This is a genomic window from Janibacter corallicola NBRC 107790 (assembly GCF_001570965.1).
Classification (GTDB): Bacteria; Actinomycetota; Actinomycetes; order Actinomycetales; family Dermatophilaceae; genus Janibacter; species Janibacter corallicola.
The window spans coordinates 76,473-103,281 of record NZ_BCSR01000006.1 but is presented as its reverse complement, the minus strand read 5'-3'; the positions used below and the strand labels follow the sequence as shown (position 1 = coordinate 103,281).

At 71.1% G+C, this 26,809-nt stretch carries 24 protein-coding genes; 18 read left to right on the top strand and 6 right to left on the bottom strand.

Annotated elements, in window-relative coordinates:
* Positions 1-10: 10 nt before the first annotated feature.
* The 3 genes from mshA to JCO01S_RS04435 all read left to right on the top strand — a co-directional run bounded on the left by mshA (position 11) and on the right by JCO01S_RS04435 (position 2,684).
* A complete protein-coding gene (mshA, locus tag JCO01S_RS04445) occupies positions 11-1,282 on the top strand; it encodes a D-inositol-3-phosphate glycosyltransferase (protein WP_245634325.1) in 1,272 nt (423 codons plus the stop codon).
* Entirely contained in the window at positions 1,279-1,803 is a 525-nt protein-coding gene (locus tag JCO01S_RS04440) for a type III secretion system chaperone family protein (RefSeq protein ID WP_068251310.1), read from the top strand. Before mshA ends, JCO01S_RS04440 begins: the two co-directional genes overlap by 4 nt.
* A gap of 149 nt (positions 1,804-1,952) precedes the next feature.
* Positions 1,953-2,684, top strand: coding sequence for a phosphoglyceromutase (locus JCO01S_RS04435; RefSeq protein WP_068251307.1), 732 nt, complete (start codon positions 1,953-1,955; stop codon positions 2,682-2,684).
* Positions 2,685-2,691: 7 nt separating this feature from the next.
* Here the strand turns inward: JCO01S_RS04435 and phoU are convergent, their stop codons facing one another.
* Positions 2,692-3,369, bottom strand: coding sequence for a phosphate signaling complex protein PhoU (gene phoU, locus JCO01S_RS04430; RefSeq protein ID WP_068251304.1), 678 nt, complete (start codon positions 3,367-3,369; stop codon positions 2,692-2,694).
* A 188-nt stretch (positions 3,370-3,557) separates the two neighbouring features.
* Between phoU and JCO01S_RS04425 the strand changes: the two genes are divergently transcribed.
* Positions 3,558-4,718, top strand: a complete 1,161-nt coding sequence (locus tag JCO01S_RS04425) for a sensor histidine kinase (RefSeq protein ID WP_084342626.1) — start codon at positions 3,558-3,560, stop codon at positions 4,716-4,718.
* The gene (locus tag JCO01S_RS04420) at positions 4,718-5,398 is read left to right on the top strand and encodes a response regulator (protein ID WP_068251298.1); all 681 of its coding nucleotides are present in this window, start codon (positions 4,718-4,720) and stop codon (positions 5,396-5,398) included. The genes JCO01S_RS04425 and JCO01S_RS04420 overlap by 1 nt, the downstream gene beginning before the upstream one ends.
* A 68-nt stretch (positions 5,399-5,466) precedes the next feature.
* Here the strand turns inward: JCO01S_RS04420 and JCO01S_RS04415 are convergent, their stop codons facing one another.
* Positions 5,467-5,979: a hypothetical protein gene (locus tag JCO01S_RS04415; protein ID WP_068251294.1), complete on the bottom strand. Its 513-nt coding sequence runs from the start codon at positions 5,977-5,979 to the stop codon at positions 5,467-5,469.
* A gap of 159 nt (positions 5,980-6,138) precedes the next feature.
* Here JCO01S_RS04415 and JCO01S_RS04410 point away from each other — a divergent pair, with 159 nt between their 5' ends.
* Both JCO01S_RS04410 and ispD read left to right on the top strand, forming a co-directional pair.
* The gene (locus JCO01S_RS04410) at positions 6,139-6,621 is read left to right on the top strand and encodes a CarD family transcriptional regulator (RefSeq protein ID WP_068251291.1); all 483 of its coding nucleotides are present in this window, start codon (positions 6,139-6,141) and stop codon (positions 6,619-6,621) included.
* A 47-nt stretch (positions 6,622-6,668) separates the two neighbouring features.
* Positions 6,669-7,334 carry a 2-C-methyl-D-erythritol 4-phosphate cytidylyltransferase gene (gene ispD, locus JCO01S_RS04405; protein WP_245634324.1) on the top strand — a complete coding sequence of 222 codons (666 nt, stop codon included), beginning with the start codon at positions 6,669-6,671 and terminating at the stop codon, positions 7,332-7,334.
* On the opposite strand, the gene JCO01S_RS04400 is transcribed toward ispD, so the two are convergent.
* On the bottom strand, positions 7,331-8,395 hold the full coding sequence (locus JCO01S_RS04400; RefSeq protein ID WP_068251381.1) for an NAD(P)-binding domain-containing protein: 1,065 nt from the start codon (positions 8,393-8,395) through the stop codon (positions 7,331-7,333). The genes ispD and JCO01S_RS04400 overlap by 4 nt on opposite strands.
* Before the next feature lie 55 nt (positions 8,396-8,450).
* Between JCO01S_RS04400 and ispF the strand changes: the two genes are divergently transcribed.
* Positions 8,451-8,939, top strand: coding sequence for a 2-C-methyl-D-erythritol 2,4-cyclodiphosphate synthase (gene ispF / locus JCO01S_RS04395; RefSeq protein WP_068251285.1), 489 nt, complete (start codon positions 8,451-8,453; stop codon positions 8,937-8,939).
* Here ispF and JCO01S_RS04390 read toward each other — a convergent pair.
* The 3 genes from JCO01S_RS04390 to JCO01S_RS04380 are packed head-to-tail and all read right to left on the bottom strand — an operon-like array spanning position 8,929 to position 12,676.
* Positions 8,929-10,368 carry a YlbE family protein gene (locus JCO01S_RS04390; RefSeq protein ID WP_068251282.1) on the bottom strand — a complete coding sequence of 480 codons (1,440 nt, stop codon included), beginning with the start codon at positions 10,366-10,368 and terminating at the stop codon, positions 8,929-8,931. The two genes, ispF and JCO01S_RS04390, sit on opposite strands and share 11 nt — an antisense overlap.
* The gene (locus tag JCO01S_RS04385; protein WP_068251279.1) at positions 10,365-11,864 is read right to left on the bottom strand and encodes an AllF/FdrA family protein; all 1,500 of its coding nucleotides are present in this window, start codon (positions 11,862-11,864) and stop codon (positions 10,365-10,367) included. The genes JCO01S_RS04390 and JCO01S_RS04385 overlap by 4 nt, the downstream gene beginning before the upstream one ends.
* The gene (locus tag JCO01S_RS04380; protein ID WP_068251276.1) at positions 11,861-12,676 is read right to left on the bottom strand and encodes an oxamate carbamoyltransferase subunit AllH family protein; all 816 of its coding nucleotides are present in this window, start codon (positions 12,674-12,676) and stop codon (positions 11,861-11,863) included. The genes JCO01S_RS04385 and JCO01S_RS04380 overlap by 4 nt, the downstream gene beginning before the upstream one ends.
* A 99-nt stretch (positions 12,677-12,775) precedes the next feature.
* Between JCO01S_RS04380 and JCO01S_RS04375 the strand changes: the two genes are divergently transcribed.
* The 10 genes from JCO01S_RS04375 to JCO01S_RS04330 all read left to right on the top strand — a co-directional run bounded on the left by JCO01S_RS04375 (position 12,776) and on the right by JCO01S_RS04330 (position 26,785).
* Positions 12,776-14,431, top strand: coding sequence for a PucR family transcriptional regulator (locus tag JCO01S_RS04375; RefSeq protein ID WP_068251274.1), 1,656 nt, complete (start codon positions 12,776-12,778; stop codon positions 14,429-14,431).
* Positions 14,432-14,660: 229 nt separating this feature from the next.
* Complete coding sequence (locus JCO01S_RS04370) at positions 14,661-15,968, top strand: uracil-xanthine permease family protein (RefSeq protein WP_245634323.1); 1,308 nt, start codon at positions 14,661-14,663, stop codon at positions 15,966-15,968.
* On the top strand, positions 15,965-16,852 hold the full coding sequence (locus JCO01S_RS04365) for an FAD binding domain-containing protein (RefSeq protein WP_068251272.1): 888 nt from the start codon (positions 15,965-15,967) through the stop codon (positions 16,850-16,852). The genes JCO01S_RS04370 and JCO01S_RS04365 overlap by 4 nt, the downstream gene beginning before the upstream one ends.
* A gap of 2 nt (positions 16,853-16,854) precedes the next feature.
* Positions 16,855-17,361 carry a (2Fe-2S)-binding protein gene (locus JCO01S_RS04360; protein WP_068251270.1) on the top strand — a complete coding sequence of 169 codons (507 nt, stop codon included), beginning with the start codon at positions 16,855-16,857 and terminating at the stop codon, positions 17,359-17,361.
* Entirely contained in the window at positions 17,358-19,781 is a 2,424-nt protein-coding gene (cutA, locus tag JCO01S_RS04355; protein ID WP_068251268.1) for an aerobic carbon-monoxide dehydrogenase large subunit, read from the top strand. Before JCO01S_RS04360 ends, cutA begins: the two co-directional genes overlap by 4 nt.
* Positions 19,778-20,425, top strand: a complete 648-nt coding sequence (locus tag JCO01S_RS04350) for an SRPBCC family protein (RefSeq protein WP_068251265.1) — start codon at positions 19,778-19,780, stop codon at positions 20,423-20,425. The genes cutA and JCO01S_RS04350 overlap by 4 nt, the downstream gene beginning before the upstream one ends.
* Before the next feature lie 13 nt (positions 20,426-20,438).
* Positions 20,439-21,854, top strand: a complete 1,416-nt coding sequence (locus tag JCO01S_RS04345; protein ID WP_068251375.1) for an amidase — start codon at positions 20,439-20,441, stop codon at positions 21,852-21,854.
* Between the two features lie 85 nt (positions 21,855-21,939).
* Complete coding sequence (locus JCO01S_RS04340) at positions 21,940-24,054, top strand: hydantoinase/oxoprolinase family protein (RefSeq protein ID WP_068251259.1); 2,115 nt, start codon at positions 21,940-21,942, stop codon at positions 24,052-24,054.
* Positions 24,051-25,991 carry a hydantoinase B/oxoprolinase family protein gene (locus tag JCO01S_RS04335; RefSeq protein ID WP_068251258.1) on the top strand — a complete coding sequence of 647 codons (1,941 nt, stop codon included), beginning with the start codon at positions 24,051-24,053 and terminating at the stop codon, positions 25,989-25,991. The genes JCO01S_RS04340 and JCO01S_RS04335 overlap by 4 nt, the downstream gene beginning before the upstream one ends.
* Positions 25,991-26,785 (top strand): NAD(P)H-binding protein, encoded by a 795-nt coding sequence (locus JCO01S_RS04330; protein WP_068251257.1) that lies wholly within the window; start codon positions 25,991-25,993, stop codon positions 26,783-26,785. Before JCO01S_RS04335 ends, JCO01S_RS04330 begins: the two co-directional genes overlap by 1 nt.
* Positions 26,786-26,809 lie beyond the last annotated feature (24 nt).

Genomic DNA, 26,809 nt, shown 5'->3' with positions numbered 1-26,809 from the left:
GGGTGCTGCCGTGACCGGCCCTGACATCGGCCGGGTCGCGATGATCAGCGTGCACACCTCCCCGCTGGACCAGCCGGGCACGGGCGACGCGGGTGGGCTCAACGTCTACGTCGTCGAGTCCGCCCTGGAGCTGGCCCGCCGCGGGGTCGAGGTGGAGATCTTCACCCGCCGCACCTCGGCGGACCAGCCCGCCGTCGTCGAGATGTCCCGCGGCGTGAGCGTGCGGCACGTCGACGCCGGGCCCTACGAGGGCCTTCTCAAGGAGGACCTGCCCGGGCAGCTGTGCGCCTTCGCGGCGGGGATCATGCACGAGATCGCCAGGGTCCCGCCGGGGCACTACGACGTGGCGCACTCCCACTACTGGCTCTCCGGACAGGTCGGATGGCTCGTCGCCGAGCGGTGGCAGGTGCCGCTCGTGCACACCATGCACACGATGGCCCGCGTGAAGAACCGCACCCTGGCCGAGGACGACGTTCCCGAGCCGCAGACCCGTGAGATCGGCGAGCTGCAGGTCGTGGACATCGCCGACCGGCTGGTCGCGAACACCGTGCGCGAGGAGCAGGAGCTCATCGAGTACTACGACGCCGCCCCCGAGACGATCGAGGTGGTCCCGCCGGGCGTCGACCTCGAGGTCTTCCACCCGGGGGCCCGGGACCGGGCGCGGGCCCGGCTGGGACTGTCCGAGGACGCCGTCGTCCTCCTCTTCGTCGGCCGGATCCAGCCCCTCAAGGCACCCGACGTCCTCGTCCGGGCCGCGGCGGAGCTGCTGACGCGCATGCCGCAGCTGCGCGAGCGGCTCGTCGTGGCGGTGCTGGGTGGCGCCTCCGGCCGGGGGCACGCCGCCCCCGACGAGCTGCAGCGGCTCGGCGAGGAGCTCGGTGTGGCGGACGTCCTCCACGTCGCGCCCCCGACCACCCGCGCGGGCCTCGCGGAGTGGTACCGGGCGGCCGACGTCGTCACGGTGCCCTCCTACAGCGAGTCCTTCGGGCTGGTCGCGGTCGAGGCCCAGGCCTGCGGAGCGGTCGTCCTCGCGGCCGACGTGGGCGGCCTGCCCACCGCCGTCGGTTCCGCCGGGGTCCTCGTCCGCGGGCACGACCCGCGGGTGTGGGCCCAGGAGATCGCCGCGGTGCTGCAGGACCCGGACCGTGCCGAGGACCTGCGCTCCCGCGGGCCGGCCCACGCGCAGGCCTTCGGGTGGAGCGCCACCGTCGACCGGCTCCTGGAGGTCTACCGTGAAGCCGTGTCCGAACGTCGGCAGACAGTGGTGGAGGCTTCGAGATGACCCGGGACGACGTGACTCCGGAGCAGGTGCTCGAGACCGTACGGGGGGCGCTCGAGGACGCGGAGGTCGAGTTCGAACCCGGCGTCCGTGATGGTGAGCTGGTCGTCTCCCTCCCGGGGGAGCGGAAGCTGAAGACCGTGGCCTCGCTCGTCGTCGGCGAGCACGACCTGGCCGCGACCGCCTTCGTCATCCGCCACCCCGACGAGAACGAGCAGGCCTTCAACCGCCACCTCCTCCGGCGCAACCTGCGCATGACCCTGCTCACCTATGCCGTCGACGACACGGGTGACGTCTACGTCCGGGGGCGGATCCCCCTTCGCGCCGTGACCAAGGAGCTGGTCGACCAGCTCCTCGGCATGCTCCTCGAGGCCGCCGACGACCCCTTCAACGAGCTCCTCCTGCTCGGCTTCCGCAGCTCCATGCAGAAGGAGTGGGACTGGCGGGTCTCCCGCGGGGAGTCGCTGCGCAACCTCGAGGCCTTCCGCTCGGTCCTCCAGCGCGAGGGAGACCCGGGGGCCTGAGGCGCAGGGTGGCCGGGCGGTCCCTCACGGCGGAGTGCGTACGGCACTCGGCCCTGGGGACTACGGCCGCGGGGCGGCCTACGTCCTGATTCGGGCCGAGCGCCGCACGCTCCTCCGCCTCCGGGACCGCGCATGGTTACGCTGCCCCCATGTCGACCCTCATCTTGCTGCGTCACGGCCAGTCCGACTGGAACGAGAAGAACCTCTTCACGGGCTGGGTCGATGTCGACCTGACCGCGAAAGGGCGCGAGGAGGCCGTCCGTGGCGGGGAGCTGATGAGGGAGGCCGGCATCCTCCCGGACGTCCAGCACACCTCCGTGCTGCGGCGCGCGATCACCACCGCCAACCTCGCCCTCGACGTGGCGGACCGGCACTGGATCCCGGTGCGTCGGGACTGGCGGCTCAACGAGCGCCACTACGGGGCCCTGCAGGGGTTGGACAAGGCCGCGACGCGGGAGAAGTACGGCGAGGAGCAGTTCATGCTCTGGCGCCGCAGCTTCGACACCCCGCCGCCGGAGATCGCCACGGACGACCGGTACGCCCAGACCGACGACCCGCGCTACGCGGGCATGGAGGTGCCGCGCACCGAGTGCCTCAAGGACGTCATCGAGCGGCTCATGCCCTACTGGGAGGGGCCGGTCCGTGAGGACCTGGCCGCCGGGCGGACGGTGCTGATCACGGCGCACGGCAACTCCCTTCGTGCGCTTGTGAAGCACCTCGACGGAATCAGCGACGAGGACATCGCCGGGCTGAACATCCCGACGGGGATGCCGCTGGTCTACGACCTGGGGGAGGACTTCATGCCGACCCGGCCCGCGGAGTACCTCGACCCGGAGACCGCTGCGGCGGAGGCCGCCGCGGTGGCCGGTCAGGGCCGCTGAGGAGTCCTCAGACGCCGTCGTCGACGTCGACGGCGTCGTGCTCGACGGAGTCCATCGCGCCGGTGACGAGAAAGCGCACGCGGCGGGCGACGGTGACCGCGTGGTCGCCGAAGCGCTCGTAGTACCGGCTGAGCAGCGCCACGTCCACGGCGCTCGTCGTCCCGTGCTGCCAGGTGTCGGCCAGGTGGGTGAACATCGACCGGTGCAGCTCGTCGAGCTCGTCGTCGATGGTCTCGATGTCCCGGGCCTCGGAGAGGTCCTGGCTGACGATGACCCCGGCGGCCCGGGCGACGATGCGTTCGGCGGCCTCGCCCATCCTGCGGAAGGTGTCGTGCAGCTCCGGGGGGACGGCCGGCTCGGGGTAGCGCAGCCGGGTGACCTTGGCGACGTGGCGAGCGAGGTCCCCCATCCGCTCCAGGTCCCCGGACATCCGCATGGAGGTCAGGACCCGGCGCAGGTCGCTGGCGACCGGCGCCTGCAGCGCGAGCAGGTCCACCGACCGGGCGTCCAGCTCGTTGCGGCGGGCGTCGATCTCGCGGTCGGACTCGATGACCTGCTCGGCGAGGCGCACGTCGGCATCGAGCAGGGCCGTAGTCGAGGAGCGGATCGCCGAGCGCACGAGCTCGCTCAGCTCGACGAGGTCGTCGGTCACCTGGCTCAGCTCGTCGTGGAAGGCGGTGCGCATCGTGGGAGGTCCTCCGGGGAGTCGTGGATCGTGGTTCACCGGCAAGGAGGCATGATCCGGCCGGCACCTCCCACCCCACACCCCGGGGGTGAACGCGTTCCGGACCGCGGGTGAACACGAGGGGGCGTGCGGGCGGCGCGCCCGGGACGAAGAGCGCGCGCCACCCGCCTGCGGTTATGGTCTGGCCCGTGGAGCCTACGACCGCAGCAGTCCTCGGTGGAGCCGCTGGCCTGCTCATCGGCTTCCTCGTCTGGGCCGCGCTCGGGCTGAGCGACCGGGAGAGGTCCGTGCCCCAGCCGGAGTCGGAGATCCCGCCGGGGGTCACTGCCGTGCTCGCCGTGCTGCGCTCCTCCGGACTCGTCGTGGACCACGACGGCCGCGTGGTGCGCAGCTCCCCGTCGGCCGTCACCTTCGGGCTGGTGCGCACCGGTTGGATCGCCCACGAGGAGATCCGCGAGATGACCCGGCAGGTCTCCCGGGACGGGGTCATCCGCGACGCGGAGTTCGAGCTGCGCAGCGGTGGCACCGGCGCCGTGATCTTCGCCGCGGTCCGCGTGGCACCCCTCGGCGTGGACCACCTGCTCGTCCTCGTCGAGGACCAGTCCCAGGGGCACCGGGTCGAGGCGACCCGGCGGGACTTCGTCGCCAACGTCAGCCACGAGCTGAAGACCCCCGTCGGCGGCATCTCGCTGCTCGCGGAGGCGGTGCAGGGCGCCAAGGACGACCCGGAGGCGGTCGACCGGTTCGCCCAGCGCATGCAGGGCGAGGCCGTGCGCCTCACGACCCTCATCAAGGAGATCGTCGAGCTCTCCCGGCTCCAGGGCAGCCCCGTGCTGCAGGACCCCGGTCTCGTGGAGGTCCGGGAGGTCGTCGAGGAGGCTCTGGAGCACCAGCGACTCGAGGCGGAGGCCAAGGAGATGACCCTCACCGCCAAGGTCGACGGGGGCCCGCTCGTGCGAGGCGACCAGGACATGCTCGTGACGGCGGTGCGCAACCTCGTCGGCAATGCGGTCTCCTACTCCGACGAGGGCACCTCGGTGGGGGTCGGCGCCCGCCGCTTCGAGGACACCGTCGAGATCACCGTCACCGACCAGGGGCCGGGCATCCCGGCGGCGGACCAGGAGCGGATCTTCGAGCGCTTCTACCGCCGGGACGCCGCCCGCTCCCGGGCCACCGGAGGCACCGGGCTGGGGCTCTCGATCGTCAAGCACGTCTGCGCCAACCACGGCGGCGACGTGCGCGTGTGGAGCGACGGCGAGCACGGGTCCACCTTCACCATCAGGTTGCCCTCCGCGGTTCCTGCGGACGATGAGAACCTAGATCCGACCACCACCAAGGAGAACCGCTGATGACCCGAATCCTCGTCGTGGAGGACGAGGTGTCCTTCTCGGACCCACTGTCCTACCTGCTGGAGAAGGAGGGCTACCAGGTCGCCGTCACCGAGACGGGAACGGAGGCCATCGCCGCCTTCGAGTCCGACGGTGCCGACCTGGTGCTCCTGGACCTGATGCTGCCGGGCATGTCCGGGACGGAGGTGTGCCGCGCCATCCGGGCCCAGTCCAACGTCCCGGTCATCATGCTGACCGCCAAGGACGACGAGATCGACAAGGTCGTCGGTCTCGAGATCGGCGCCGACGACTACGTCACCAAGCCCTACAGCTCGCGTGAGCTGCTCGCCCGGATCAAGGCCGTGCTTCGTCGCAACAACGAGCCGGAGGAGCTGGTCCCCTCGACGATCGAGGGCGGTCCGGTGCGCATGGACGTCGAACGGCACGTCGTGACCGTGGACGGGGAGCCGATGCAGCTGCCGCTGAAGGAGTTCGAGCTGCTGGAGATGCTGCTGCGCAACGTCGGCCGGGTGCTGACCCGGATGCAGCTGATCGACCGGATCTGGGGCAGCGACTACGTCGGCGACACCAAGACCCTGGACGTACACATCAAGCGGCTGCGCGGCAAGATCGAGCCGGACCCGGCTGCACCGGTGCACATCATCACGGTGCGCGGACTCGGCTACAAGTTCGAGGGCTGAGCGGGCTGAATCGAAGGGCGCCGCCCGGGAGCCTCGTGGCTCACCGGGCGGCGCCCTTCGTCAGCGGGTCAGTGGGACTTCTCGTCCGACGTGTGCTGCGGGTTGTGGACCGGGGTGTAGTCCGACGGGGCGTACTTCTTGTAGTAGCCCTCGGCGGGCAGCACCGGGACGTCGACCGGTGAGGAGTCACTGCCGCCCGCGCTGATCCGGATGGAGGTGATGTCACCGGCGCCGGCCTTGAGGCCCTTGATGGTCACCGGCTTGTCCTCGCTGAAGCGGAAGAGCTCGTGCGGGGGCACCTTCTGCTTCACGGTGTCCGAGCCGGCCGTGACCTCGAGGGTGATCTCCTTCTCGGTGAGGTTGTCGACCGTCCCGGTGAGGGTCGCCTGACCCCCGTCGAGGTCGCTGACCAGCACGAGGTTGCGCAGCTCCGCCTGCTGGAGGTCGAGCGGTACCCCGTCGGTGATCTGCTGGGTTTCGGCGGTCTGGAACGGCGAGTTCACCGTGCAGCCGGCGGTGCCGGCGGCGACGGCGATGGCCAGGACGACGGCCCGGCCCCGGTGGAGGAGATTGCGCTTCACGGGGCACAGCCTAGCGGTGCCGCCCACGAAGGTGGCGACGGGCCGGTCCGGGTGTGCCGCCGACGCGGCGGCCGGCGTGGTGGTCCCGGGTTGTGGGCCGGCTCTGAGAGCTGCACCACTCCGTGATAATCTGGAGGTCGCGAAAGGGGAAATCTCCACATGGTTTTCAAGGTCGGCGAGACGGTCGTATACCCCCACCACGGGGCTGCACTGATCGAAGAGATCAAGTTCCGAAAGATCAAGGGCGAAGAGAAGCAATACCTCAAGCTGAAGGTCGCGCAGGGCGATCTGACCATCGAGGTCCCTGCCGAGAACTGCGACCTCGTGGGTGTCCGCGACGTCGTCGGCAAGGAGGGGCTGGACCGGGTGTTCGAGGTGCTGCGCACCCCGCACGCGGAGGAGCCCACCAACTGGTCGCGTCGCTACAAGGCCAACCTCGAGAAGTTGGCCTCCGGTGACGTCATCAAGGTCTCCGAGGTCGTGCGCGACCTGTGGCGCCGTGAGCAGGACCGGGGCCTGTCCGCCGGGGAGAAGCGGATGCTGGCCAAGGCGCGCCAGATCCTCGTCTCCGAGCTGGCGCTCGCGGAGAAGACCGACGAGGACAAGGCCGGGGTCATCCTCGACGAGGTCCTCGCGTCCTGACCGAAGCACTGCACCACGACGCCCGCACCCCCTCCGGTGCGGGCGTCGTGCTCGTCGCGGCCGGGTCCGGAACGCGCCTCGGGGCCGATCGGCCCAAGGCCTTCGTCGAGCTGGCGGGGGCCACGCTGCTCTCCCGGGCCCTGGGCGGGGTGCTCGCCGTGCCGGCGGTCGAGGAGGTCGTCCTCGTGGTCCCGGCGAGCCACCTCCAGGAGGTCGGCGGCCTCACCGGCACCCGGCAGGGCGTGCGGATCAGTGCCGTCGCCGGCGGGGCGGAGCGCACCGGCTCCGTGGCTGCCGGACTGGGAGCCCTCAGCGAGAACGTGACCCGGGTGCTCGTCCACGACGCCGCCCGCTGCCTGACGCCGATGCCTGTCTTCACGCGCGTGCTCGCGGCACTCGCCGACGGCGCGAAGGGGGCGATCCCCGGCGTGCCCGTCGTGGACACCATCAAGGCGGTCGACGAGCGGGGGGTCATCACCGCAACCCCGGACCGGGCCCCGTTGCGGGCCGTGCAGACCCCGCAGGGTTTCGACCGCGGTGTGCTCGAACGGGCCCACGCGGCCGGTACGCAGGCGACCGACGACGCGGCACTCGTCGAGGCGCTCGGGTACGACGTGATCGTCGTCGAGGGGGATCACCGCGCGCTGAAGATCACTACGGCAGCGGACCTCGTCCTCGCCGAGCACCTGCTGGCCACCGGCTCCCGGGGCTAGGCACTCTCCCTTCGGCCGAGGTGGTCGCGCACGGCCAGCGCCGCCGCACGGCCGGCCCGGTTGCCGCCGATCGTGCTCGCCGAGGGGCCGTAGCCCACCATCTGCACGCGGGGGTCGGCCACGGTGGTCACGCTCGCCTGGACGTCACGGGCCCCTGGACGCAGGGCGATACCGCCCTCCGGGCTGCGCAGTCCGAGCGGGGCCAGGTGGCGGATCGCCGGGCGGAACCCGGTGGCCCACAGGACCGCGTCCACCGGCTCGAAGGTGCCGTCGGCCCAGCGCACCCCGCCCGTCTCGAGCCGCTGGAACATCGGCAGCCGACGGTCGTAGACACCGGTTCGCCGCGCGGCCTCCTCCTGGGGGCGCAGCGCCAGGCCGGTCACGCTGACGACGCTGGCCGGGGGGAGGCCGCCCGCGACGCGCTCCTGGACCATGGCGATCGCCTCCCGTCCGGAGAAGCCGCCCGAGTTCCACACCGGAGGACGGCGGGTCGCCCACAGCACGTCGGTGACGGGGGCGAGCTCGCCGAGGAACTGGACCGCGGACGTACCGCCCCCGACGACGATGACCCGCTTGCCCCGGAAGTGCTCGGCGCCCGGGTAGGCGACCGTGTGCCACTGCTCCCCGGCGAAGTCGCGCTGCCCGGGGTAGCTCGGCACGAAGGGGTTGGTCCAGGTGCCCGTGGCGTTGATGATCGTTCGGGCGGACCACTGGCCGCCCTCGACCGACCGGATGCCCAGGACGCCGTCGACGTCGACCACCTCGCGCACGTGCACCGGGCGCAGCACCGGGAGGTCGTGGGCCTGCTCGTAGTCGTCGAACCACTCGGCGATGACCTCGTTCGCGCGGGCCTCGGACCCGCCCGGTGCCGTGGCCGTGGGCAGGTCGGCCACGCCGTGCACGTCCGCCATCGACAGCGAGTCCCACCGGTGCTGCCAGGCGCCGCCGGGTCGCGCGTTGGCGTCGAGGACGACGTGCTCGATGCCGAGGCGGCGCAGGTGGAAGGAGCTGGAGAGCCCGGCCTGCCCGGCCCCGATCACGACGGAGTCGAGGATGGTCATGTCCGCTGCAACGCCCATCGCCTCGGCCTGCATCCCACGGTGCCAGACTGCCGTCATGGAGCAGCTGCCACGGACCGGGATCGGGGTCGACGTCCACGCCTTCGCGGAGCCCGGGGCGGGCCGGGAGCTGTGGGTCGCCGGGCTGCTGTGGCCGGGGGAGCCGGGCCTCGCGGGCCACTCCGATGCCGACGTCGCCTGCCACGCCGCCTGCGACGCGCTCTTCTCCGCGGTCGGGATCGGCGATCTGGGGCAGCACTTCGGGACCGGCAGGCCGGAGCTCGCCGGCGCCCCGGGCGCCACCCTGCTCGCCGAGGCGAGCCGAATCGTGCGGGAGGCGGGCTTCGAGATCGGCAACGTCGCGGTCCAGGTCATCGGCAACCGCCCCAAGGTCGGCACCCGCCGCGACGAGGCGCAGCAGGTCATGTCGGCCGCCTGCGGTGCCCCGGTCGCCGTCAGCGGCACGACGAGCGACGGGCTCGGGCTCACCGGTCGGGGTGAGGGCTGCGCGGCGATCGCGACCGCGCTCGTCGTGGCTACCTCGTGACGTCCGGAGCCCGGACCGACTGCTCGGCCCGGGCCCGGGTGCGGGCGGCCAGCGCTGCCAGCGCAGAGGGGAAGATCTCGGCGGGAGGGGTGACGAGCCCAGCGCCCACCTGACCGACCCCCGCGACCCGGCCCGCCATGCCCGTGTTGATCTGCGGCAGGACGCCGGTGCGGCACACCTTCGACACGTCGATGCCGGTGGGGGCGCCGAGGAAGTCGAGGACCGGGATGGCCCAGCGATTGTTCTCGGCCAGCGTGATCTCGCCCATCCGTCGGGTGGTGGCCAGGGCATCGGGGACCGAGCCGCCGACGAACCGCACGATCGCCGGCGCGGTGGCCATCGAGAAGCCGCCGATGCCCGTGGTCTCCGTGATCGCCGAGTCGCCGATGTCCGGATTGGCGTCCTCCGGGCCGAAGTCCCCGAGGAAGAGTCCGTCCGCGATCTGGGCCGGACCCGTGAACCACTCGTCGTCGGTGCCGGCGACCTGGATGCCGAACTCGGTGCCGTTGCGGGCCATGGCCACGACCATGGTCGAGCCCTCGATGCCGCGGGCGGCATCCATCTGGAGCTTGCACGCCGGCATCGCCACGTTGAGGAAGAAGTGGTCGTTGCCGCCGATGAAGGCGAAGGCGTCCGCGACGTCGCCGGGGTCCGCACTGCTGCGCACCAGTGCGGGGGCCAGGTCGCGCAGCAGCATGAGGGTGCCCGCGCGATTCCGGTTGTGGGCCTCGTCGCCCATCTGCAGCATCTGCCCGAGGATCGCGGTCGCGTCGACGGGGCCGGTCTCGCGGACCGCCTCGGCGAGGATCGGTCCGAGCGTGTCGGACATCCACCGCAACCGCGTGAGGACCTCCGGGGAGTACGCCCCGTAGCGCAGCACCTTCCCGAGCCCCTCGTTGAGGGAGCAGTAGGTGCGCCGCCCGTCCTCCGGGTCCTCGAGCACCCACATCCACATGGAGGGGGAGACGACGCCGGCCATCGGGCCGACGGCGCGACGGTGGTGGCACGGCTCGAAGCTGACGGTGCCCCCGTCGGCGAAGAGGACGGCGGCGTCCTCCGGGTCGTCCACGAGCCCTTCGAGGGCAGCGGCCCCCATCAGGGCACCCTGCATCGGGCCCGATGCCATGTCCCAGGTCAGTGGCGGTCCGGCGTGCAGGAACTGCCCGCGCTCCAGACCCAGGACCTCATGGGCGGGGGCCACGTCGACGACCATCGCCTGGACGCCGAGGACGGCCTCGACGGCACGTCTGTTCGCCTCGGCGCGAAGGGGGTCGGTGGCGACGGTGGCGAGGTCGGCCTCGGACCCCGTCATCGGGGGCCTCCAGTCGACCCGGCTCACGGGGACGGCCTGGGAGTCCAGGGCGTCGGCGAAGATGCCGGCACCTGCCGACACGACCCCGGCCGTGGGGCTGCTGTGCGTCGTCGTCATGCTGCGGCTCCAATCAGGGAGAGCGCCCGGTCGACCGCCTGGGCGTTGGACAGGAAGACCTCGGCTCCGGCCTCGGCGAGGGCCGTCGCCTGGACATCGAGGACCTGTGGGTCCCCGGAGGTGCCGATACAGCTCACGAGGACGACGAGGTCCCGACCGTCGGCGCGAGCCGTCGCGATGGCGTCACGGATCGCGGGCGCCGCGCTGGCGGCGGGGTCGGCGTCGGCACCGTGGCCGAGCACGATGTCCATGAGCACGACCGATGCGCGCGGGTCCTCGGCGGTGGCGGCGAGGTGCTCGAGCCGGATGGTGGGGTCGATCATCGGGTGGGCGCGACCCGCGGTCATGGAGTCCTCACCGAAGTCGATCATCACCGTGCCGTCGGCCGTGAGCGTCGGGTCGAGCGTGTACCGGGAGTCCAACGGGATGTTGCTGTACACCGGACCGACGTGGCCGGTGGACTTGATCATGGCCTCGTCGCACAGCGTCCCGCCCGCGAAGAGTCCGCGCAGGTGCCCCGTGGGGGCCGTCGTGGTGGCAGCGCCCCACGTCGGCCAGGAGGGCACCGGGCGCTCGAGCGTGGTCAGGATGGTCGCGGCCGCTCGGGTGAGGTCGGGTCGCCCCGGCCCGAGCAGCGCGAAGTGGACCGGAGTGCCGAGCGTCTCCGCGAAGCGGCGCAGCTCGGCCTCCACCTGCTCCGCCGGTGGCTTGGAGACCACGACGATCAGCTCCGTCGCCGGGTCGGCGTCGAGTCGGCGCATCGCCTGCCTGGTCGCCAGGCCGTCGACCTCGGCGCTCAGGTCGCGACCGCCGACACCGAGGGCAGCGCTCATGCCGACCCCGGCGTGGTCGAGCAGGCACATCAGCTGCTGACAGCCGGTGCCGGACGCCGCGACCAGTCCGACCGGCCCGGGCCGCACCGAGTTGGCGAAACCGAGGCCGATGCCGTCGATCATCGCGGTCCCGCAGTCCGGGCCCATGACGAGCAGGTCACGTGCGGCAGCGAGCTGCTTCAGCGCGACCTCCTGGTCGAGGGGCACGTTGTCGCTGAAGACCATGACGTCGTGGCCGGCGTCGATGGCATCCATCGCCTCGACGACGGCGTTCGCCCCGGGGACGGAGACGAGGGCCAGGGCCGAGTCGGAGCGCCTCATGGCACTGGTCACGGTCCGTGCCGGCTCCGTCACGTCGCCGGAGGAGTCCGATCGTCTGGTCACGGCGGCCAGTGCCGTGTCGACCGCGGCGAGCGCCTCCTCGAGCGCGGACTCCTCCTCGAGGCGGATCGCCACGACCATGTCGTTGGGGGTCGTCTCGGGCAGCTCGAAGCCCATCGAGGCGATGACGTCGAGGTTCAGCGGTGTCGCCATGGCGACCTGCGCAGCCCGGACCCCCGCGACAGCAGCCACGTCCTTGCTGACCTGCAGGAGCGCGACGGAGTCCGCGTAGGCGCCGGGGCGTCGTTCCACATGGACACGGGGGTCGGTGGTGGAGGTCATGAACAGGTGCTCCTTGATCTGAGGTGGTCCAGGGCGAGCGAGAGTCCCAGCGCAAGGCCGTGACCGGAGGTGTGACCGATGCCTGTCAGGTCTGCGACCGCCGGCGCGACCCGCTCGGGGTGGGCGGAGAGGGCGTGCAGCAGCTCGGCGAACTGGGGGACCGTCTCGCCGTGCACTGCTCGACGCAGCAGCGTCGCCGAGAGCGCAGTGGTGCGCTCCCCGGCGAGCGCGAGCACGTGGTGGCCGATGCGGGCTGCGCACGGGTGCGTCGCGGCCACGACGGTGGCGAGCCAGCCGCTGAGGACGTCATCACCGAGCGGGGTGAGTCCACTGCCCAGGCCCAGCAGGGCCGTGACCGCGCGAGCATCCGCTGCTGCCAGGTCCCGCAGGGCCGATGCCGGCAGCTCGGCCCGCGCAGCGTGGGTGGAGCCGAGTGCCGGCGCGAGGCGGGATGCCATCCGTGAGGCAGCACCGGGATCGATGGCCGGTGCCGGGTGGGCGCTGATGCGTCCCACGCGGACCCGTGCCCCGGAGAAGTGGAGTGCTCCGCCGCTGATCGTCACCGGGCTGCCGGGGAGAGGAGGGTGGCCGTCGAGGGTGAGCTCGCCGGTGCTGGTGAGGGTGGTGTGCAAGGAGCCGGGCACCAGCACCGCCCGCCGCGACAGGACGGCGATGACGTCGTCACCGACGTCCAGGTACACCGCGTCCGGTCCGGAGTGGAGGACGGGAACCTGCCCGGGCACCGTGGTGAGGAGCTCGCGAATCCACCGGGGGCCGGCGGCGGCGACGTCGGCGAGGACCGTCGTGGTCACGACATCGTTCCCGTGGTCATATGTGGACCGTAATCGCTCCTGTTAGCCTTGTTTAAGGCAAGAGATGACAATCATTTCCCACAGAATTGACACTCTTTCATGAAACACGGGTACCGGGTCCCCCTTCGTGACGTCCTGAGGGTCGACGCCCTGGCGGCCACGTCGGTGCTGGCCGGCCACTCCGGTCTGGACCGGGTCGTGACGCGGCTGAACGTCATGGAGGTGCCCGACATCGTCGACTGGGTCCGTCCCCACGCGCTCCTCGTCACGGCCGGGTTCCCGCTCGTCGGCCTCGACGAGGAGCGGTTGATCGACCTGGTCCGGGGTCTGGACGAGCGACAGGTCTCGGCGCTGGGGGTCAAGGTCGGTCGATACCTCGGGGAGATCCCCCCGAGGGTCCTGGAGGTCGCGGACGAGCTGGGCTTCCCCCTGCTGGCGCTCTCGGCCGATCTCGCCTTCGACGACCTGCTCGAGGAGGTCCACGTGCGCCTCACGGAGGTCCAGCAGGGCGTCCTGGAGCGCACGGACACCCTGCACGCCGCCCTCGAGGGCCTCGTCCTCGAGGGCGCCGGTCTCGACGAGATCGCGACCCGGATCGCCCAGGTGCTGGGGATCGGTGTCCTCGTGACGACGGTGGACGGGCGCGAGCTGGCCGGTGCCCTGACCGATGACATGCGCGCGACCCTGGCCGGCGAGGACCTGTCCGACCCCACCGGCCGGATCCGGGTGGAACGCCTGCGGGTGCGACCGATGAGCATCGGTGGTGGACAGGTCCTGGTGCAGCCGGTGGTCGCGGCCAGCAGCGACCTGGCGCGCCTCGTCGCCTTCGACCCGCACCGGGCGATCCCCAAGGACGACGTGTACGCCCTGCAACGGGCGTCGGCCGTCGCCGCCCTCCTCATCTCCCAGCAGCAGGCCGTCAGCGCCGTGGAGTCGAAGTACCGAGGGGACTTCCTCAGGGACGTCCTGAGCGACCGGGCCGGCGACGAGAGCCGGGTGCGGGACTACGCCGAGGGCCTGGGGTGGAGCATCGACCTGCCGGCGATGGTGGTGACGGCCAGGCTCGATCCACCGGCCAAGGGCGCCTCGCCGGGTGGCAACCCGAGGGAGTGGCGGGAGCGCTTCTTCCAGGCATGGAAGAAGGTGGTCGCCTCCCACGGTGCCGAGCACCCCACGGCCGACTTCTTCGACGAGGTCGTCAGCATCATCTCGGCTCCGGAGAACCTGCGGGACGAGCCGAAGGCGGCCACGGAGCATCTGCAGCGCCAGGTCGCCGACATCGTCAGCGAGGTGGCGGGGGATCGTGGTGGGAGTCGACGTCCCTTCTCCGTCGGAACCAGTCGGCTGGTTCGTGCGTGGGACGGGTTGTCCGCCGCCTACCGGCAGGCACGTCGGGCCAACGAGGTCGGCTACCGGTTCACGGGGGGCAGCGGCACGTCACACTTCGACGACCTCGGTATCCACCGCCTCATCGGGCTGATCCCCGACCGGGGTGAGATGGCCGCCTTCGCCGAGGACGTCCTGGGTGAGTTGGCCGCCGAGGGGCCCGAGGCCGAGGACCTGAGGGACACGTTGCAGGTGCTCCTCGACGCGAACCTCAATGTCGCGGAGGCGTCGCGGATCCAGTACGTCCACTACAACACGATGCGCTACCGGATCACCAAGCTCGAGCAGCTGCTCGGCCCCTTCACCACGGACCCCGCCCTCCGGCTGAATCTCGCCGTCGCGCTCCAGGTGCGCAGGATCCAGCTGTGAGCCACGCCTCCGGGCGGGTCACGGCGACGATCCGGGCGAGGGTCATGGTTGACAGCAGTCGATCGGGTGTTCTGGCAGCACTTGCCAGTGAGTGGGTGTGACCCGCGACATAGGCTCATGACCTCACCTCAGCACCTAGGAGCTTTCAATGGCGAACATGTTCAGGTGGACCGAAGTACACGGGGGAAAGACGCCGCCGCCCGGCGAGTCGGTGGGTCCTCATGAACGCATGAGCTGGGGGCGGACGATCGGGATCGGCGCCCAGCACGTGGTCGCGATGTTCGGGGCCACGTTCGTCTTCCCGGTCGTCATGGGGCTGGACCCGAACCTGGCGATCCTCTTCTCCGGTCTGATGACGATCCTCTTCCTCGTGATCGTCAGGAACTGGGTGCCCAGCTATCTCGGCACGAGCGCCGCCTTCGTCGCCGTCGTGGTCGCCATCCGCTCCCAGGGCGGTGACTCCTCCGACGTCACCGGCGCCATCCTGGCCGCGGGTGCCGTCCTGGCCCTGGTCGGCGTGGCCGTCCACTTCGCCGGCCCGAGCCTGCTGAAGAAGGTCCTCCCCCCGGCGGTGACCGGCGGCGTGGTCATGCTCATCGGCTTCAACCTCGCGCCCGTCGTGGCGGACACGTACTGGCCCCAGGACCAGTGGATCGCGATCCTGACGACGCTCTTCCTCGTGGTCGGCGCCGTGCTCTTTCCCGGCTTCTGGGCGCGGATCGCGGTGTTCCTCGGCCTCGTGTTCGGTTTCCTCCTCTCGTGGCTCGCGGACCTCACGCTCGGGCCGATCACGTCGGTCACGCCGACGAGCAACGGCGAGGCCGTCCCCCACGACCGGGTCAGCTTCACCGGCATCGGGGACGCCTCGTGGTTCGGTCTTCCCAGCGGGGACCTCGCCGACGGGGTCGCCGCCGTGCACGGTCCGAGCTTCTCGCTGACCTTCATCCTCTTGGCGCTCCCCGGCGTCATCGCCCTCGTCGCCGAGAACACCGGTCACGTGCGGGCCATCGCCGAGATGACCGGCGACGACCTCGATCCCTACATGGGCCGGGCACTCGGGGCGGACGGTCTGGCCACGGTCCTGGCCAGCTCGGTCGGCGCCTCGCCGACGACGACCTACGCCGAGAACATCGGCGTCATGTCGGCCACCCGGATCTACTCGACCGCGGCGTACTACGTGGCGGCGATCGTGGCGATCATCCTGGGGCTGGTGCCGAAGTTCGGCGTCATCATCAACGCCATCCCCGGGGGAGTCCTCGGCGGGATCACGGTCGTGCTCTACGGGATGATCGGGCTGATCGGAGCCAAGATCTGGGTGGACAACGACGTCGACTTCGGGAGCCCCAAGAACATCGTCCCGCTGGCCGCCGGTCTCATCGTCGGGATCGGTGACGTGACGTTGAAGTTCACCGAGGACTTCCAGCTGGGTGGTATCGCCTTCGGCACGATCCTCCTGCTCGTGCTCTACCACCTCGTCAACCGTAGGGACGCTCCCGCCAACGAACCCAGTGACGAAACGGATCTGACCTACACGTGAAACCCGCTCCCTTCCGGTACGAACGTCCGACGAACCTGGCCGAGGCCCTGGCCGTGCGGGCCGCGGAGCCCGAGGCCAAGGTCCTCGCAGGGGGGCAGAGCCTCATCCCGTTGATGTCGATGCGGCTGAGCACCGTCCCGGTGCTCATCGACATCAACGGGCTGGAGGAGCTCTCCCACATCACGGTGGACGACAGCGGGGTCCGCTTCGGTGCCATCGTGCGCCACAGCGCGCTCCTCGCGCACGACGGGGCGGCCAGGGTCCAACCCCTCATCGCCGCCGCCCTCCAGCACGTCGCCCATGCGACCATCCGCAACCGGGGGACGAGCGTCGGTTCGATCGTCCACGCCGACGCCTCCGGGGAGATGCCGATGATCCTCTGCCTCACGGGGGGCAGCCTGACCGTGGCGTCCACGCGGGGCCGGCGCGAGATCCCGGCCGCCGACCTGTTCGTCGGCGCCATGGAGACCAGCCTCGAGCCGGACGAGATCGCGGTCGAGGCCTTCATGCCGGCGCTCCCGGCCCGCAGCGGCATCGCCTACGACGAGGTGGCGCGTCGACACGGTGACTACGCCCTCTGCGGCGTTGGGGCCGTGGTCACCCACGACGAGGAGGGCCGGATCGAGCACGCGCGGGCGGGGTTCGTGTCGGTCTCGGACGTGCCCGAGGTCGTCGACCTCACCGAGTGCTTCCCGGGCGGCGAGCTGGACGAAGGGAGCCTGGCGGCCGCCGGCGAGCACGCCCTGGAGCGCCTCGACCCCGAGCCCGACATCCACGCCACGGCCGACTACCGGGCACTGCTGGCGCGCACGCTCACCGCCCGGGTGCTCCGTGCCGCCGACGAGGACGCCCGCGCCAGGACGATGCAGAAGGGAAGGGCCTGACCATGGACGATCCCGCCGTCGAGGAGACGATGCCGATCCAGTTGCGGGTCAACGGCATCACGCACACGATCGAGGCGCCGCCGCGACGACTGCTCAGCGACGCCCTCCGTCATGACCTCGGCCTGACCGGCACGCACGTGGGCTGTGAGCACGGGGTCTGCGGTGCCTGCACCGTCCTCGTCGACGGTGCTCCGATGCGGTCCTGCCTGATGTTCGCCGTCAGTGCCTCGCACCACGAGCTCACGACGGTGGAGGGACTGGCGTGTCGGGACGGTCGGCTGAGCCCGGTGCAGCAGGCCTTCAAGGAGTGCCACGGGTTGCAGTGCGGATTCTGCACCCCCGGGTTCCTCACGACGATCAGCGCCGGGATCAGGGACAACCCGGACCCGGATCGGCAGGAGGCGCGCGACATGGTCGCCGGCAACCTCTGCCGGTGCACCGGGTACCAGAACATCGTCGCATCGGTGCTGCGCGCGGCCGAGATCCAGCGGGAGGAGGACGGGCGATGACCACGAGGATGATGGGTGAGCCCGTCGCCCGGGTCGAGGACGAGCGCTTCGTCACCGGACAGGGCCGCTACACCGACGACGTGGTGCCGAGCGCCCTCGAGGCGGCGGTGCTGCGCAGCCCGCACGCACACGCGCGCATCGTCGACATCGAGGTCGAGGGCGTCCTCGAGATCGAGGGGGTGCACGCCGTGTACACCTATGAGGACCTCACCGGCCCGATGGCCGACCCGCTGCCGCTGCTCATCCCGCACCCTGCCCTGACGCACGGGCGCACCCAGTACGCACTCGCGAAGGACGAGGTGAACTACGTCGGGGAGGCGGTCGCCTTCGTCGTCGCCGACGACCGCTACGTCGCCGAGGACGCCCTGGACCGCATCGAGGTCGAGTACGAGCTCCTCGACCCCGTCGTGGGCATTCCTGCGGCCCGGGAGGCGAGCGACCTCGTCCACGACGACGTCGCGGACAACCGGGCGGCGACGCTGCACCAGTCCTTCGGCGATGCGGCTGCTGCGATCGACGCGGCGCCCCACCGGCTGAGCCTCGACCTGAGCATCGAGCGCAGTGCCTCCACCCCCCTCGAGGGGCGCGGGACGGTGGCCCGCTGGGACGGGGACCTGAACCGGATGACGGTGTGGACCTCGACGCAGACCTCCACCGGCGTGCGCGCAGCCGTGGCCGCGAAGCTCGGCCTCGGCCTGGGACAGGTCGATGTCGTCACCCCGGACGTCGGGGGCGGCTTCGGGGTCAAGATCATGCACCCGTGGCCCGAGGAGCTCCTCGTCCCGATGGCCGCGGTGGCGCTGGGCCACCCGGTGAAGTTCACCGAGGACCGGCGTGAGCACTTCATCTCGGCCGCGCACGAACGCGGCCAGGAGCACCACATCGAGGTCGGCTTCGACGACGAGGGGCGCATGCAGGGCCTCTCGGTGCACTTCTGGCACGACAACGGTGCCTACACCCCGTACGGCCTGATCGTCCCCATCATCACCTCGACGCAGCTGCTCGGCCCGTACAAGCCGCCGAACTACTCGGTGACCTTCGAGAGCCTCTACACCAACACCGTCATCGTCACCCCGTACCGCGGGGCGGGCCGACCGCAGGGCGCCTATGCGATGGAGCGCACGATGGACGCCATCGCCGCCCACCTCGGTCTGGACCGCACGGCAGTCCGTGAGGCGAACTTCATCCAGCCCGACGAGTTCCCGTACGCCCAGGGCGACCTGACCTTCCAGGACGGTCGACCACTCGTCTACGACTCCGGCGACTACCCGGGGTTGATGGACAAGGCGAAGGAACTCATCCACTGGTCGGACTTCGAGTCCTACCGCGAGGAGGCACAGGCTGCCGGCCGCCGGGTCGGTATCGGCATCGCCTGCTACGTGGAGGGGACCGGCGTGGGGCCGTACGAGGGCGGTCACGTGCAGGTCGAGACCAGCGGCAAGGTCAAGGTCTCCACCGGGCTCACGACGCAGGGACAGGGCCACCAGACCGCCTTCGCCCAGATCGTGGCCGACGAGCTGGGGGTCCCCTTCGAGGACGTCGAGGTCGTCACGGGCGACACCCGGCGCTCCCCGTACTCCGTCGGCACCTTCGCCTCCCGCGCCGCGGTGATGAGCGGGTCCGCCATCGCCATGGCCGCACGCAACGCGCGGGAGAAGGCCCTCCGCCTCGCGTCCGACGCGCTCGAGGCCGATGTCGAGGACCTCGAGATCAGCGACGGCATCGTCCACGTCAAGGGGGCGCCGCAGAGCCAGATCGCGCTCGGCACGCTGTCCGTGCTCTCGAACCCGCTCCGGTACGCCTTCGACGAGGCCTCCCGTGCGGCGACCCAGTTCGCGGTGGGGGATGCGACCAAGCCACCCGTCGCCGACGACGACGAGCCCGGGTTGGAGGGCAAGGACTACTACTCGCCCATGGGATGCACCTTCGCCAGCGGCGTCCACGCCGTGATCGTCGAGACCGACCCGGACACGGCGGAGATCGACATCCTGACGTACGCCGTGGTGCACGACTGCGGGACACTGATCAACCCCCGCATCGTCGAGGGCCAGATCCACGGTGGGGTGGCCCAGGGCGTCGGAGGCGCGCTGTACGAGCGGATGGCCTACGACGAGCACGGCCAGCTGCAGAATGCCTCCTTCATGGACTTCCTCATGCCGTACGTCACTGAGGTGCCCGACGGGATCGAGATCGACCACCAGGAGACGCCCTCGACGATGAACCCGTTGGGGCTCAAGGGAGCCGGAGAGGCCGGGGTGATCCCGGTCTCGGCGGCGCTCGCATCCGCCATCGAGGACGCCGAGGGCTTCCCCATCACCGCCATGCCGATATCGCCCTCCGAGCTGTACGCCCTCCGGCTCACCCACCGGGGCGCACCCGGGACCGGGCGCAACCACGACGCCGAAAGGACCTCCAAGTGAAGCTCTCCGGATCCACCCACCTCGCGGCCCCTCCCGAGGACGTCTGGGACGCACTGCTGAACCCCGATGTCCTCACCAGGACCATCCCCGGATGCGAACGCCTGGAGCCGACGGGGGAGAACTCCTACGAGCTGACCGTGACGGCCGGCGTGGCCTCCATCAAGGGCACCTACAAGGGAGCCGTGGAGCTGGAGGACCTCGAGCCGCACTCGTCGCTGACGATGCGGGTCGACGGCGCCGGCTCGGCCGGCACCATCGGAGTCACCGTGCGGGTGCGCTTCGAGCCGGGCGAAGGGGGGACCACCGACCTGAGCTATGACGCGGACGCCGTCGTCGGCGGCATGATCGGCGGCGTGGGCCAGCGGATGCTGACCTCGGTCAGCAAGCGGATGGCCGGCCAGTTCTTCGGGGCGATCAACGACGTGCTGACGGGCGTGGAGGTGCCGGCAGCCGCGCCGGCCGAGGTGGCCGGACCGGCGGCAGTCGGCGCCGGCGCACCCGCTGCCGCGGGCGGCACCCGCTTCGCGGGGCCCAGCGCCCAGGCGGGATCCTCGGCGGAGGATCTCGTGAAGGGCGCACTGGTCGGTGGCGCCCTCGTCCTGGCCGGCGTGCTCGCGGGCGCGCTGGCCGGACGCCGTCGCTGACCAGGGGTGTGCCGTGACGGACCACCTCGACCACTACTCGAGTGCCCGGCGGATGCGGGACGCCGTGCGGGCGAAGGAGATCTCTGCCCGAGAGCTCCTGGAGCTGCACCTGGAGCGCATCGAGCAGGTCAACCCCCGCGTCAACGCCATCGTCAGCCCGGACCCCGACCGGGCCCGGGCGGCGGCCGCGCTGGCCGACGAGCAGCTCGCCCGCGGTGACGACGTCGGCCCCCTGCACGGGCTGCCCTTCGCCGTCAAGGACACCCACGACGTCGGCGGCTGGCTCTCGACGTCGGGATCGCCCGTACGTGCCGACCACGTCCCCGAGCAGGACGAGCTCCTCGTGCAGCGGGTCCGGTCCGCCGGGGCGATCATCGTCGGGAAGACGAACACCCCGGAGTTCGCGTCGGGCTCCCACACCTTCAACCCGCTCTTCGGGACGACCGTCAACCCCTACGACCTGACCCGGTCCGCGGGAGGATCCAGCGGAGGTGCGGCTGCGGCACTGGCCAGCGGCATGATCCCGCTGGCGGACGGCAGCGACATGGGCGGTTCCCTGCGCAACCCGGCATCCTTCTGCAATGTCGTGGGGATGCGTCCCTCCTTCCAACGCGTCCCCCAGTGGCCCAACCCCAACTACTGGGAGGTCGTCTCGGTCCAGGGGCCCCTGGCCCGCAGCGTCGACGACCTGGCTCTGCTGCTCTCCGTGGTGTCCGGCCCGACCGACCGGGTCCCGATCTCCCGGCAGGACCCGGGCAGCGTCTTCGACGAGGTACCTCCTGCGGACCTCGGCGGGCTCAGGGTGGCGCTCTCGATCGACCTGGCAGGCGGGTTCGAGGTCGATGCCGGTGTGGCGGACATCGTGCGGGCGCAGGGGGCCGTCTTCGAGCAGGCGGGGTCCCGGGTCCGCGAGGCCGCTCCTGACCTGCGAGGTGCCGAGGACACCTTCCGCACACTGCGGGCGTGGCACTTCCAGGCCTCGTACGGGGAGCTCCTCGAACGCCACCCGGACTCCTTCAAGCAGTCCCTGGCCGACAACATCCGCGCCGGGGAGTCGCTGACCGGTGCCGACATCGCCCGTGCCTACCGGAGGCGATCGGCCCTGGCCGACCGGATGCGGGAGTTCTTCGAGGAGTACGACGCACTCGTCCTGCCCGTGAGCCAGGTCCCCCCCTTCTCTGCCGACATGGAGTACCCGGCGGACATCAACGGGCAGGTCCAGGCGACCTACCTGGACTGGATGCGCTCGGCATTCCTCATCTCGGTGACCGGTTGCCCGGCGATGTCGGTTCCTGCCGGATTCACCGACGACGGCCTGCCGGTGGGCCTGCAGATCGTCACGGCTGCCAACACCGAACGCCGGCTGTTGGCGATCGCGCGGGCCTTCGAGCAGCAGACCGGTGCCGGAGCCCGCCGTCCGACGCTGTGATTCGGCGACTCTTGCCAACAAGGCGAGGACGTGACGTCAGGTACTGCCGTGGATACGGCGGTGCTGCCGCGATGGGGTGGCATCGATGACCACAACCAGGAGGCGCAAGGTGCAACGGGACAGCCACATCAGGATCGGGATCGACACGGGCGGCACCTTCACCGACGTCGTCGCGTTCGACGAGCTCACCGGGCGGACTGTCACGACGAAGACCCCCTCCACGCCCGCGGACCCGGCAGAAGGGTTCCTGGCCGGCACCGCGAAGGTCCTGGCGGAGCTCGGTCTCGGCGCCGACGCGGTCGGCGCGATCAGCCACGGCACGACGGTCGCGACGAACCAGCTCCTCGAGGGCAAGCTCGAGCGGATGGGGTTCATCACCAACGCCGGGTACGAGGCGATCCTGGAGATCGCCCGGCAGTCCGTACCCGACGGGTACGGGAACTCCTACTTCTGGGTCAAGCCGGAACGCATCGTCCCCCGGGACCTCGTCAAGGGAGTGCCCGGACGGCTGGACTTCACCGGTGAGGAGATCGAGGCCTTCGACGACCAGCGGGCGCGCGAGGTCGCGCGCTGGTTCCGCGAGCACGAGGTGAACACCCTGGGTGTCTGCCTCCTGCACTCGTACGCCGACCCGGCCCACGAGCAGCGGATGCGCGAGATCCTGCGGGAGGAACACCCGGACGCCGTCGTCTCGGTCTCCTCCGAGGTGCTGCGGGAGTACCGGGAGTACGAGCGGTCGATGACCACGCTCGTCGACGCTGCGGTCAAACCGCGGCTCTCCCGCTACATCGACAACATCAAGACCCGGCTGGACGACCTCACCGTCGGATCCGCCCTCCCCTTCTACGTCATGAAGTCCAACGGTGGGGTGCTCAGCGCCGACGAGGTGGTCCACCAGCCGATCACGACGGTGCTCTCCGGACCTGCGGCGGGGGCCCTCGGCGCGGCCATGATCGGTGACCTGGCGGGCTTCGACCGGGTCCTCACCTGTGACGGCGGTGGGACATCGACCGACGTCTCGGTCGTCATCGACGGTGACCCGACCCTGACGACGGAGGGCTCGGTCGGCGTCTACCCGAGCAAGATCCCGATGATCGACGTGGTGACGGTCGGTGCCGGAGGCGGCTCGATCGCGGGGCTGTCGCCCGAGGGCACGCTCAAGGTCGGGCCCGCGTCGGCCGGCGCGGACCCCGGCCCCGTCTGCTACGGCAACGGGGGCACCGAGGTGACCATCACGGACGCGCACGTCGTGCTCGGTCGCATCCCGGCCCACCTGCTCGGCGGCGAGATCGGGCTGGACGTCGATGGTGCCCGGAGCGCGTTGGAGCGTCTGGCCGACTCCCTCGGGATGACCGTCGAGGAATGCGCCGTCGGGGTCCTCGAGATCTCCGCGTGGAACCAGGCGAACGCGCTGCGCCAGGTCACCGTCAAGCGGGGGCTCGACGTCCGGGACTTCGCGCTCACCACCTTCGGGGGCTCCGGCTCGCTCCTGCTGTGCCGGCTGATGGACATCCTCGACATCACGACCGTCCTCGTGCCGTTGAACCCCGGCAACCTGTCCGCCTTCGGCCTGCTGACCGTCGACGTCAAGAACGACTACGTGCAGACCTCCGTCACCCTGCACAGCGAGCTGCGCACCGACCAGCTGGCCACGGTCTACGGGGAGCTGGAGGAGCGTGCGGTCGACGCCCTCACCCGGGAGGGGTTCGACCACGATGTCCACCAGCTGGTCCGCACGGCCGACCTGCGCTACTTCGGGCAGGCCTTCGAGGTCCGTGTCCCCGTGGCGGAGGGCCCGATCACCCAGGACGTCGTCGACGCGGTGGCCCGTCGCTTCCACGACGAGCACCGCGCGCTGTACGGGTACGACTTCGAGGGCAATCCGGACCAGCAGGTCGAGTGGGTCAACCTCCGGGTGTCCGGCATCGGGCCGATCCGACGTCCTGAGCTCACCCCGGAGCCCCCGCAGTCGGACCCACCGACCGTCCCGACCGGTCGGCGCAGCGTCTGCTTCGACCCGGAACGCGGTCGGGTCGACACCCCCGTCTACTGGCGCGAGGACCTCGCCCCCGGTGCCCGGCTGGCGGGCCCGGCCGTCATCGAGGAGTTCGGGGCCACCGTGCCCGTCCACCCCGGGTTCGTCGTCCGCATCGACGCCTACCGCAACATCATCGTCACTCGCGAAGGAGTCGAGGCATGACCACATCCAGGCTTGCTCCCACGGAGTTCCCATTCGGCTCGCTCACCCCGGACGCGGGGGCGAGTGCCGACCCGGTGATCGTCGAGATCGTCCAGGGCAGCCTCGCCTCCGTCGAGATGGAGGTCGAGACGGCGATCGCACGGACCTCCCGCTCCCCGATGATCAGGGACGCCCACGACTTCCGCGCAGGGATCCACGACCGCCTGATGCGCAAGCTCACGGGGCGTTCCTACAGCGCCCTCGTCCACCCCGTGGCCCGTGACTTCCCCCTGGAGACGATGGTGCCGGGCGACGTCTTCTTCCACAACGACGTCTACGAGTCCGAAGGGGGGATCGGCCACCTGCCGGACCTGTGCGTGACCGTGCCGGTCTTCCACACCTCGCCCGACTCGGGGCGACCGGAGGTGGTGGCCTTCGTCCAGGCCTTCGGGCACCACGACGACATCGGCGGGGCGGTCCCGGGATCGATGCCCAGCGGCGCCACGAGCGTGTTCGAGGAAGGGCTGATGGTCCCGCCGATCAAGCTCTGGGACGCCGGGACCCCGGTCCGGTCCGCGTTGCGCATCATGACGCGCAACTCCCGGACCCCGGAGGCGCTGGCCGCGGACCTCGATGCCGAGTGCTCGGCCTGCCTGATGGGAGCCAGGCGGCTGGGCGAGCTCTTCGACCGGTACGGCCGCGAAGCGGTCGAGTCGGCCTTCGACGCGGTCATCGACAACACGACGCGGACCTATCGAAGGGAGATCCTCAGCCGGATCCCGGTGGGCACCTGGACCTGGGAGGACTACGCCGAGCACGACGGTGTCGAGGACCCCAAGCTGCACACCCAGCGGATCACCCTGACGAGGACCTCGGCCGAGGACCCCGAGGGGGAGCGGCTGATATTCGACTTCGCCGGCACCTCGCCGCAGGCGAAGGGGCCGATCAACCACTGCGCCGACTACTCCGACGGCGTCTTCCTCAAGAAGTGGCTGGCCCCGATCCTGCGGAACCTGGCCGAGACCCCGGAACGGATGGCAGAGCTCGACGTCAACGAGGGCATCGTGCCGCTCATCGAGATGCGTTTCCCGCCGAAGGGGACCCTGCTCACCCCGGAGTTCCCCGCCCCGACGAATGCGCGGACATTCGTCATCCTCCGCCTGCTCGGCGTGCTCGCCGGCGTCATCGCCAAGGCGGTCGACGGACGGATGCCTGCGGACCAGGAGACGATCCGGTACACCGGTGTGTACGGCGAGGGCCGGGACGGCCGGCCCTACCTCATGCGTGAGGTGCTCGGGGGCGGCTCCGGAGGTCGGTACTACGCCGACGGCGAGGACACCATCCACGTCGTGCCGGACTCCCGCAACCTGCCGACCGAGTTCACCGAGTCGCGGTTCCCCTTCATCGTGGAGGGCCTCGGTCTGGCCATCGACTCCGGGGGAGCGGGGCAGTTCCGTGGTGGTCTGGGGTACGAGAAGCGGCTGCGGATGCTGAGGGACGCACGGTTCATGTCCATCGCCGACCGCTCCATCCTTGCCTGCTGGGGCGTGAAGGGCGGTCGGGCCGGGGCCCCCTTCGAGGTCGTCATCAACCCGGGGACCGACCGGGAGCGGCACGTGGACGCCCTCGCCGACGAGGAGGAGGTGGCCGCGGGCGAGACGATCTGCATCCGGACCACCGGAGGCGGCGGCTGGGGCGACCCACTGGACCGGGAGCCGGACGCCGTCGTCCGTGACGTGGCCTGGGCCAAGGTCTCTGCGACGGCGGCGCTGCGCGACTACGGCGTCGTGCTGACCGGATCGGTCGAGACCGACGACCTGGGCCATGATGCCGGGGCCACCGCGGCCGAACGCCGACGGATGCGTGCGGCCCGCACCGAGGAGCCCTTCTTCGATCGGGGACCCGGCTACGCGCGGCTCAGCGGCGGCCGGGCCAGCGCCGAGGTGGACTGGCTCTGATGGCGGGAGGTGCCGGGGTCGCCGTGCTCAGTGGTCGGGGGAAGACGGGGCGCGCGGTGATCTCGGCACTGGGCCGTGCCGGTGCCGGTGCCCGTCCCCTGGGGCGTGCCGAGGCGGCCGACCTCCGGACCGCGATGAGGGGGTGCGAGGCCCTCTACCTCATGGCACCCAACATGAGCGTCGACGAGCCGGCCTTCGTCGACTCGGCGCTGCGCGCCGCCCGGGAGGTGGGCATCCGCCGCGTCGTCCACCACTCCGTGGCCGCTCCCTATGCGCCACGGATGCCGCACCACCTGGGCAAGGCGGTGGCCGAGGACCTCGTGCGGCGCAGCGGACTGGACTGGACGATCCTGCAGCCCTGTGCCTACGTCCAGAACCTGCTCCCCGGGCTCCGGGCGGACCCTCCCGGCCTCGATGTCGTCTACGACCCCGATCGCAGCTTCGGGCTCGTCGACGTCGAGGACGTGGGCGAGGCGGCAGCGACCGTGCTGCTCCGACCGGGGCACATCGGGGCGACCTACGAGCTCGGCGGGCCGGAGTTGGTCAGTGTCCGGGACGTGGCCGGTGCCGCCGAGGCGGTGCTCGGTCGTCCCGTGCCGGTGCGGCGAACCCCCGTGCGCGAGTGGTCGGCCGGCGCCGGAGCCGGCCTCGACCGGCGGGTGCACGACTGGCTCCTGGCGATGTTCGCCTACTACGACCGGCACGGCCTGCCGGCCGGGCCCGGGCCACTCACCGCGCTTCTCGGCCGGCCCCCGAAGGGGGTGCGGCAGATTCTGGGACGAGAACTGGCCTGATTGTCATGACCTGCCCAGACCAAT

Bases quoted from the DNA above. Each gene is read 5' to 3' on its own strand.
- JCO01S_RS04440 (WP_068251310.1), top strand. From the start codon at position 1,279: ATGACCCGGGACGACGTGACTCCGGAGCAGGTGCTCGAGACCGTACGG.
- JCO01S_RS04435 (WP_068251307.1), top strand. From the start codon at position 1,953: ATGTCGACCCTCATCTTGCTGCGTCACGGCCAGTCCGACTGGAACGAG.
- phoU (WP_068251304.1), bottom strand. From the start codon at position 3,369: ATGCGCACCGCCTTCCACGACGAGCTGAGCCAGGTGACCGACGACCTC.
- JCO01S_RS04420 (WP_068251298.1), top strand. From the start codon at position 4,718: ATGACCCGAATCCTCGTCGTGGAGGACGAGGTGTCCTTCTCGGACCCA.
- JCO01S_RS04410 (WP_068251291.1), top strand. From the start codon at position 6,139: ATGGTTTTCAAGGTCGGCGAGACGGTCGTATACCCCCACCACGGGGCT.
- JCO01S_RS04400 (WP_068251381.1), bottom strand. From the start codon at position 8,395: ATGACCATCCTCGACTCCGTCGTGATCGGGGCCGGGCAGGCCGGGCTC.
- ispF (WP_068251285.1), top strand. From the start codon at position 8,451: ATGGAGCAGCTGCCACGGACCGGGATCGGGGTCGACGTCCACGCCTTC.
- JCO01S_RS04390 (WP_068251282.1), bottom strand. From the start codon at position 10,368: ATGACGACGACGCACAGCAGCCCCACGGCCGGGGTCGTGTCGGCAGGT.
- JCO01S_RS04385 (WP_068251279.1), bottom strand. From the start codon at position 11,864: ATGACCTCCACCACCGACCCCCGTGTCCATGTGGAACGACGCCCCGGC.
- JCO01S_RS04375 (WP_068251274.1), top strand. From the start codon at position 12,776: ATGAAACACGGGTACCGGGTCCCCCTTCGTGACGTCCTGAGGGTCGAC.
- JCO01S_RS04370 (WP_245634323.1), top strand. From the start codon at position 14,661: ATGAGCTGGGGGCGGACGATCGGGATCGGCGCCCAGCACGTGGTCGCG.
- JCO01S_RS04360 (WP_068251270.1), top strand. From the start codon at position 16,855: ATGGACGATCCCGCCGTCGAGGAGACGATGCCGATCCAGTTGCGGGTC.
- cutA (WP_068251268.1), top strand. From the start codon at position 17,358: ATGACCACGAGGATGATGGGTGAGCCCGTCGCCCGGGTCGAGGACGAG.
- JCO01S_RS04340 (WP_068251259.1), top strand. From the start codon at position 21,940: ATGACCACAACCAGGAGGCGCAAGGTGCAACGGGACAGCCACATCAGG.
- JCO01S_RS04335 (WP_068251258.1), top strand. From the start codon at position 24,051: ATGACCACATCCAGGCTTGCTCCCACGGAGTTCCCATTCGGCTCGCTC.
- JCO01S_RS04330 (WP_068251257.1), top strand. From the start codon at position 25,991: ATGGCGGGAGGTGCCGGGGTCGCCGTGCTCAGTGGTCGGGGGAAGACG.